The organism is Geomonas sp. (assembly GCF_035254065.1).
Lineage (GTDB): Bacteria > Desulfobacterota > Desulfuromonadia > Geobacterales > Geobacteraceae > Geomonas.
This window is the reverse complement of record NZ_DATFBA010000013.1, coordinates 1-6,746: the sequence shown is the minus strand read 5'-3', so window position 1 is coordinate 6,746 and position 6,746 is coordinate 1. Positions and strand designations below refer to the sequence as shown.

Below are 6,746 nucleotides of genomic sequence, written 5' to 3'. Positions count from 1 at the left end.
CGGTTTCCGCCAATGCCATGCTGGTGCTGGGGGAGAAGTACTACCAGGGGTGGCGGGCCACCGTGGACGGCAAGTCCAGCGAGATCTACCCGGTCGACTACGTGCTGCGCGGCGTCTACCTGACCCCAGGCAAACACTCGGTCAGCTTCCTGTTCGATCCGACCCCCTTCAAGGTCGGCAAATATCTTACCCTCGGCTCCTTCGCCGTCTTCGCCTTCGCCTTGCTGCGGGAGTTGCTGCTGCGCCGGCGCGAGGCCTCTGGGCAACCGGCGACTGAGGCGAAATTATCGCAGGCATGAATTGTAATGTTATTCAGATCAATGAAAGAAAGAGGTTAGTATGTTAAACGGCAAGAAAGTAGTGGTGGTGCTCCCCGCCTACAACGCGGCAAAGACGCTGGAAATGACCTACCGGGAGATCCCCTTCGAGTTCGTCGACGACGTGGTGCTGGTTGACGACGCGAGCAAGGACGAGACCGCCGAGGTGGCGAAACGACTGGGGATCCACACGGTGATCCACCCCACCAACCTGGGCTACGGCGGCAACCAGAAGACCTGCTACCGGACCGCACTCGGGTTGGGCGCCGACATCGTGGTGATGCTCCACCCCGACTACCAGTACACGCCGCACCTGATCACCGCCATGTCCTCCATGATCGCCTACGGTGAGTTCGACGCCGTGCTGGCGTCCAGGATCCTGGGCATCGGCGCGCTCAAGGGTGGCATGCCGATCTACAAGTACGTGGCGAACCGCTTCCTGACCCTGGTGGAGAATCTGCTCCTCGGGCACAAGCTCTCCGAGTACCATACCGGCTACCGCGCCTTCTCCCGCGAGCTGTTGGAGAATCTGCCGCTCGATCTGAACTCCGACGACTTCGTGTTCGATAACCAGATGCTGGCCCAGGTCATCTGGGCAGGCTACCGGATCGGCGAGGTCTCCTGCCCCACCAAGTACTTCGAGGACGCCTCTTCCATCAATTTCCGGCGCAGCGTCATTTACGGCCTGGGAGTGCTCAAGACCGCCCTGCAGTTCCGGCTCGGCAAGATGGGGCTCTACGCCCCCAAGATCCTCCCCAAGTCCTGATGCGATCGAGAGGCTCACTTCCATGAGCAGCAGCCCTGGCGGTGACCTTTACGATGCCGGGCACGAGACGCTGGACCAGTTGACCGGCTACCAGCTGCAGGTCGTCCAGCCGAGGCACGGCTACCGCTTCTCGCTGGACCCGCTGCTGCTGGCGGACTTCGCCTTGCCCGCGGGGACGGGGCGGGTGATGGACCTGGGTACCGGCTGCGGGGTGATCCCGCTGTTGCTGGCGCGCATGGCCAACTCCGCCGTCATCACCGGCATCGAGCTGCAGGAGCCCATGGCCGAGCTGGCCCGGCGCAACGTGCGGCTAAACGGCCTCGAGGAGAGAGTGGAGATCGTCTGCCGCGACCTCAACGAGGTGAAGGCGCTCTACCCGGTGGACAGCTTCGACCTGGTGCTCTCCAACCCCCCCTACCGGCGTCCGGAGACCGGGAAGGTGAGCCCGAGGGCGGGGCGCGACGGCGCGCGGCACGAGAGTACCGCCAAGCTGGTTGATTTCCTGGCGGCGGCCAAGTACCTGGTAAAGCCGTCCGGCCGCATCTGCTTCATCTACCACACCTCGCGGCTCGCCGAGCTGATGGCCGAGGCGGCGAAGCTGAAGCTTGCCGTGCTCAGGCTGAGGATGGTGCACGGCAACGCCTCCATGCCGGCGAGGATGTTCCTGGTCGAGTTGATGAAGGGGAGAAGCGGGGAGTTGCAGGTGGAGCCGCCGCTTTTGGTGCGCGGCGAAGACGGCGGGTACAGCGAGGAGAAACTGAGGATTTACAAGGGGCTGGAGGGTAGGGAGTAGAAGGTGAAGCTTAGCGGCTTTCCCGGTCCCTCTTGATCAGGCTCTCGAAGACGGCGCGCAGCTCCGGGTCGTCCACCAGGCCCGATTGCTCGGTTATCCAGTTCCGCTCCTCCTCGCTCAGCTGACGGCGCTTGGCGGGGGCTGGGGAGGCGGTTGGCGCGGCCTTGGCGATCCTGCCGGCCTTGAAGTAGAGCTCCTTGACCAGTTCGTAGCCCAACTGGTCGTTCACCTTGGCCACCAGCTCCCGCTTGAGGAAGCTCAACTGCTGCATCCAGGGGGCGCTGTCGACGGTGAGGGTGAGGGTCCCCTCCCGGAATGCGGCCGGTTGGGCATGGGCGGCGATCCGCTTGCCTACCGCCTGCTCCCAGACCACCCAGATACGCCCCTCCTTGAGTCTCTGCTCGGCGGGGGTGCCCCGCAGCATGGAGCTCAGCAGATCGGCCACCGCTGCCGGCCTCCGCATCCGCGCGCGCTTGTCAGCCAATGTGGTTCCTCTTGCGGTACCACCTGCCGCCCAGCACCTGGCCGGCTACCGCGCCGGCCAGCGTGAACGGCATGAACTGGATCCCGAGACCCGTTTTGATCCGTGCGTAGATGATGAAGGGAATGGAGATGTGGATGTAGAACCACCACGCGGGGGAGAACTTCCGGCTGCCTTGACGCTGGTACCCCATGGGGATGTTGACGGCAATCGCCATCAGCATCAGGGCGACGACTTGTATAGCTGTATGCATGCATGTACCTCGTCGTGGATAGTATGAATTAAACGCCCCTTTGTCAATGCGGTTCTGGCGGGGGCCCAGATGCTAAAAGGAGCTGCCGTGGTAAATGAAGGAGATTACGTGGCCATCTTCAACTCCATCCATCGCGTGATGGAGGCGGAGAAACTGCTTAAGGGGAAGAAGCTGAAGATACTGCTCATCCCGGCGCCGCGCGCCGTGGCCGCCGACTGCGGCCTGGCCATCAGGTACGCGGAGGAGGTCAGAAGCGGGGTGGAGGCGGCCTTGCTGGAGTCCGGTCTCATGCCGCATGACTTGTACCGGAAGTCGGGCGACGCTTTCGAAAAGATAGAGGGAGATAAATGAAGGCATTGGACGTGAGAGGAATGGCCTGCCCGCTGCCGGTGGTTTCGGTGAAGAGGGCGCTGGAATCGGCTGAAGGTGAACTGAGGGTGTTGCTGGACGACGGTGCGCCGCGTGAGAACGTGACCCGTTTTGTCACCGGGCGCGGCTACCAGGTGCGGGATGAGGCGGTGGAAGGGGGCTTTGCCCTCACCATAACCGGAGCGGCGAAGCGCCCGCAGCCGACTGCCGAACGGGCAGGGGCAGTGGTGATGCTGATCGGCACCGACCGGCTGGGAGACGGGCCCGAAGAGCTGGGGCGCCTGCTGATGAAGAACCTCATCATGACCCTGGTCGACCAGAGCGAGCTCCCGGACCGGATCTTCTTCATCAATACCGGCGTCCTGTTGACTGCGGCAGGATCCGAGGTGATCGAGGCGCTGGAGGCGCTGGGCAACCGCGGCGTCGAGGTGCTCTCCTGCGGCATCTGCCTGGACTTCTTCAAGAAGAAGGAGAGCCTGGCCGCCGGCGGCGTCACCAACATGTTCACCATCGCCGAGAGCCTGCTCGCCGCCCGCTCGGTGGTCCGGCTTTAGGCGGGGCACTCCACTATAGCTCCTCCTCCCTGAGGGGGGAGGCTGGGAGGGAGGAGCGCTGCCCCGAAACGTGGGACTCCATCCACCGGGACACCTGGGTCCCCCCTCCCTAGCCCTCCCCCTTCGGGAGAGGGGACTGTCGGAGTGCAAACCGGTTTCCCCAACGTCCCCTCCCCTTCAAGGGGAGGGACAGGGTGAAGACGGGGTAGGGGACTGGCTCCGCCAGGTGCCTGTCCCCCTGTCCGACTTGTAGGCTGCTGAGTGGTGACGCGGGAGTAGGAACAAGGTTTTGATGCTGGAATTCGTACCGTCCGAACTGGTAAAATTGGGGAAACATCCGGGACTTGCATCGGTACATCAGGTTGCCCCGAGCCCCCAGTCCCAAGCCTCTGCTTGTTCTTTTTTCCTTGACAATATGTCGCGTTATCCACTACAGTGACTCTCTTGCCGCGGGATACCTGCGCGCCGACTTCGGTGCCCTCTCCGGCTTTGACAGGAAAAGCCGTTTAAATCCGGCGCGTTACAAGGTTTCCATGTTCCAGACTTTATCCGATAAACTCGACCTGGTATTCAAAAAGCTGCGCGGTCAGGGTGTGATGACCGAGGACAACGTCAAGGATGCGCTGCGCGAAGTACGCCTGGCGCTGCTCGAGGCGGACGTCAACTTCAAGGTCGTCAAGGATTTCATAGAAAAGGTACGGACCCGCGCGGTCGGCACCGAGGTGCTGCAGAGTCTCGCCCCCGGCCAGCAGGTGATCAAGATCGTCAACGACGAACTGGTCCAGCTGATGGGTGGCTCCGAGGACAACTCCCTCGATCTGGCCGCCAAGCCTCCGGTCGCCATCATGATGGTCGGTCTGCAGGGTGCCGGTAAGACGACCTCCTGCGGCAAGCTGGCCCGGTACCTGAAAACAACGCTGAAGAAAAAGCCGCTGCTGGTTCCCGCCGACATCTACCGTCCCGCCGCTATCGAGCAGCTGAAGGTACTTGGTCGTCAGCTGGGGATCGAGGTCTTCGATTCTTCCGCCGACCAGAAGCCGCTCGACATCTGCCGCAACGCGACCCGCTACGCGACGCTGAACGCCTTCGACGTGGTCCTCTTCGACACCGCCGGCCGCCACCAGATCGACGATTACCTGATGAACGAGCTGGAGGGTATCCGCGACGAGCTGGCCCCGCGCGAGATACTGTTCGTGGCCGACGCCATGACCGGCCAGGAGGCCGTCAACGTCGCCTCCGGCTTCAACGACCGCCTGGGCATCACCGGCGTGGTGCTCACCAAGCTGGACGGTGACGCCAAGGGTGGCGCCGCCCTCTCCATCAAGGCGGTGACCGGCAAGCCGGTGAAGTTCGTGGGCCTGGGCGAAAAGCTGGACGCGCTCGACGTCTTCCACGCCGACCGCCTGGTCTCCCGCATCCTCGGCATGGGTGACGTGCTCACCCTGATCGAGAAGGCGCAGGCCACCTTCGACGAGAAGGAGGCCGAACGGCTGCAGCAGAAGATGAAGAAGAGCGGCGGGCAGTTCGACCTGGAGGACTTCAAGGCCCAGCTGCAGCAGATCAAGAAGATGGGTTCCCTGGAATCCATCATGTCGATGATCCCCGGCATGGGCAAGGCCATGAAGCAGATGCAGGGCGCCCAGCCGTCCGAGAAGGAAATGAAGCGGATCGAGGCGATCATCGACTCCATGACCCGCAAGGAGCGCTCCGACCACACCATCATCAACGGCAGCCGCCGTCTGAGGATCGCCAAGGGGAGCGGCACCAGCGTCCAGGAGGTCAACCAGCTCCTCAAGCGCTTCACCGAGGCGCAGCGGGTGGTCAAGCAGCTCCAGAAGATGGGCCCCAAGGGACTTATGAAGGGGATGAAGGGGATGGGCAAGGGGATGTTCCCGTTTTAAGCGGAATCCTTTGACGAAATCGATAAATAAAGTACAGTTTTTAGATTCAAAAAAAATACGACACGATTGCGGACCACAGGTCCGAGAACACCAGGAGGAAGAAATGGCAATAAAGATCAGACTTGCACGTGCGGGCGCTAAAAAGAAACCCTTTTACCAGGTAGTGGTTGCTGACTGCCGTAGCCGTAGGGACGGCCGTTTCATCGAGAACGTCGGTACCTACGACCCGAACAAAAACCCGGCAGAATTCAAACTGGAAGAAGGGAAAACCCTTGAGTGGCTCGGCAAGGGCGCACAGCCGACCGACACGGTCAAGCAGATCCTGAAAAAAACCGGCATCTGGGAGAAATTCGTCTCTCCGGCCGCTTAATTCTCAGCTCCGGTCAACCGGATATCCCACTACTACAGAGGATAGCGCCATGAAAGAGCTTGTAGAAACCATTGCCAAGGCACTTGTTGATGACCCGACTCAGGTTAGAGCAACCGAGGAGATGGAAGAAGACACCAACGTCATCAAGCTCACGGTTGCAAAGGAAGACATGGGCCGCATCATCGGCAAGGAGGGTCGCACTGCCAAGGCGATCCGTACCCTCCTGAACGCAGTTTCCACAAAGGATAACAAAAAAGCGATCCTGAAAATTGTAGAGTGATAGATGTCCAGTAGGAAGGTTTTGATCGGCAGGATCCAGGCAACGCACGGGATCAGGGGGCAGCTGCGTGTCGTCCCCTTCGCGGGCGACGCCTCGAGTATCTCGCAACTTGACAAAGTATTGTTGAAATCTCAGGCCGGGGCCATGGAGGAATTCTCCGTGGCCTCCGCCAAGATGCACGGCAAGAAGGTCATCCTGACCCTCAAGTCGTTTGACAATATCAACCAGGTGCTGCACCTCGTCGGCAGGGAGATTTATGCCGAACGCGGCGCGCTTCCCGAGCTCCCCTCCGACGAGTTCTACTGGTCGGACCTCCTGGGCCTCCAGGTGGAAACCGAGGAGGGGGAAGCGCTCGGGGAGTTGGTCGACATCATCGAGACCGGCGCCAACGACGTGTACGTAGTTAAGAAGGACGGGCGCGAAGTTTTGATTCCTGCGCTCGACGATGTGGTGCTGGCGGTCGATCTGGACAAAGGCACCATGAAGGTCTCTCTTCCCGAGGGGCTGCTCGATCTATGAAATTCGACATCCTGACCCTGTTCCCCGCGATGTTCGACGGGCCGCTCACCGAAAGTATCCTGAGGCGCGCCCAGGAAAACGGGCTGATCGAGATCGGCCTGCACAACATTCGCGACTGGGCCTTCGACAAGCACGGCACCGCC

At 61.4% G+C, this 6,746-nt stretch carries 11 protein-coding genes and 1 pseudogene; 10 read left to right on the top strand and 2 right to left on the bottom strand.

All coding sequences use genetic code 11. The features are described from left to right. The 3 genes from VJ604_RS00730 to VJ604_RS00720 form a co-directional block, all read left to right on the top strand. The coding region (locus VJ604_RS00730) for a YfhO family protein (RefSeq protein WP_324079470.1) at positions 1-299 on the top strand (299 nt) is incomplete at its 5' end. Between the two features lie 40 nt (positions 300-339). Next, complete coding sequence (locus VJ604_RS00725; protein ID WP_324079469.1) at positions 340-1,083, top strand: glycosyltransferase family 2 protein; 744 nt, start codon at positions 340-342, stop codon at positions 1,081-1,083. A 22-nt stretch (positions 1,084-1,105) separates the two neighbouring features. Next, positions 1,106-1,876, top strand: coding sequence for a tRNA1(Val) (adenine(37)-N6)-methyltransferase (locus tag VJ604_RS00720; protein WP_324079468.1), 771 nt, complete (start codon positions 1,106-1,108; stop codon positions 1,874-1,876). Between the two features lie 10 nt (positions 1,877-1,886). Here the strand turns inward: VJ604_RS00720 and VJ604_RS00715 are convergent, their stop codons facing one another. Together VJ604_RS00715 and VJ604_RS00710 are read right to left on the bottom strand one after the other, a co-directional pair. Further along, positions 1,887-2,360 (bottom strand): DciA family protein, encoded by a 474-nt coding sequence (locus VJ604_RS00715; protein ID WP_324079467.1) that lies wholly within the window; start codon positions 2,358-2,360, stop codon positions 1,887-1,889. Then, on the bottom strand, positions 2,353-2,610 hold the full coding sequence (locus VJ604_RS00710) for a hypothetical protein (RefSeq protein ID WP_324079466.1): 258 nt from the start codon (positions 2,608-2,610) through the stop codon (positions 2,353-2,355). The genes VJ604_RS00715 and VJ604_RS00710 overlap by 8 nt, the downstream gene beginning before the upstream one ends. An 87-nt stretch (positions 2,611-2,697) precedes the next feature. On the opposite strand from VJ604_RS00710, the gene VJ604_RS00705 reads away from it, so the two are divergent. The 7 genes and pseudogenes from VJ604_RS00705 to VJ604_RS00675 all read left to right on the top strand — a co-directional run. Next, positions 2,698-2,961 (top strand): putative Se/S carrier protein, encoded by a 264-nt coding sequence (locus VJ604_RS00705; RefSeq protein ID WP_324079465.1) that lies wholly within the window; start codon positions 2,698-2,700, stop codon positions 2,959-2,961. Beyond that, complete coding sequence (gene yedF, locus VJ604_RS00700; RefSeq protein WP_324079464.1) at positions 2,958-3,533, top strand: sulfurtransferase-like selenium metabolism protein YedF; 576 nt, start codon at positions 2,958-2,960, stop codon at positions 3,531-3,533. Before VJ604_RS00705 ends, yedF begins: the two co-directional genes overlap by 4 nt. A 533-nt stretch (positions 3,534-4,066) precedes the next feature. Beyond that, positions 4,067-5,434, top strand: a complete 1,368-nt coding sequence (gene ffh / locus VJ604_RS00695; protein ID WP_324079463.1) for a signal recognition particle protein — start codon at positions 4,067-4,069, stop codon at positions 5,432-5,434. Positions 5,435-5,537: 103 nt separating this feature from the next. Next, positions 5,538-5,804 carry a 30S ribosomal protein S16 gene (rpsP, locus tag VJ604_RS00690; protein ID WP_324079462.1) on the top strand — a complete coding sequence of 89 codons (267 nt, stop codon included), beginning with the start codon at positions 5,538-5,540 and terminating at the stop codon, positions 5,802-5,804. Between the two features lie 49 nt (positions 5,805-5,853). Then, a complete protein-coding gene (locus VJ604_RS00685; protein WP_324079461.1) occupies positions 5,854-6,084 on the top strand; it encodes a KH domain-containing protein in 231 nt (76 codons plus the stop codon). 3 nt (positions 6,085-6,087) lie between these two features. Further along, positions 6,088-6,603 (top strand): ribosome maturation factor RimM, encoded by a 516-nt coding sequence (gene rimM / locus VJ604_RS00680; RefSeq protein ID WP_324079460.1) that lies wholly within the window; start codon positions 6,088-6,090, stop codon positions 6,601-6,603. Beyond that, a pseudogene (locus VJ604_RS00675) lies at positions 6,600-6,746 on the top strand (tRNA (guanosine(37)-N1)-methyltransferase TrmD); the annotation flags it as partial. The gene rimM and the pseudogene VJ604_RS00675, both read left to right, overlap by 4 nt.

What these genes read in the sequence shown, in the direction of transcription:
- VJ604_RS00725 (WP_324079469.1), top strand. Translation starts at nt 340, where the DNA reads ATGTTAAACGGCAAGAAAGTAGTGGTGGTGCTCCCCGCCTACAACGCG.
- VJ604_RS00720 (WP_324079468.1), top strand. Translation starts at nt 1,106, where the DNA reads ATGAGCAGCAGCCCTGGCGGTGACCTTTACGATGCCGGGCACGAGACG.
- VJ604_RS00710 (WP_324079466.1), bottom strand. Translation starts at nt 2,610, where the DNA reads ATGCATACAGCTATACAAGTCGTCGCCCTGATGCTGATGGCGATTGCC.
- yedF (WP_324079464.1), top strand. Translation starts at nt 2,958, where the DNA reads ATGAAGGCATTGGACGTGAGAGGAATGGCCTGCCCGCTGCCGGTGGTT.
- ffh (WP_324079463.1), top strand. Translation starts at nt 4,067, where the DNA reads ATGTTCCAGACTTTATCCGATAAACTCGACCTGGTATTCAAAAAGCTG.
- rpsP (WP_324079462.1), top strand. Translation starts at nt 5,538, where the DNA reads ATGGCAATAAAGATCAGACTTGCACGTGCGGGCGCTAAAAAGAAACCC.
- VJ604_RS00685 (WP_324079461.1), top strand. Translation starts at nt 5,854, where the DNA reads ATGAAAGAGCTTGTAGAAACCATTGCCAAGGCACTTGTTGATGACCCG.
- rimM (WP_324079460.1), top strand. Translation starts at nt 6,088, where the DNA reads ATGTCCAGTAGGAAGGTTTTGATCGGCAGGATCCAGGCAACGCACGGG.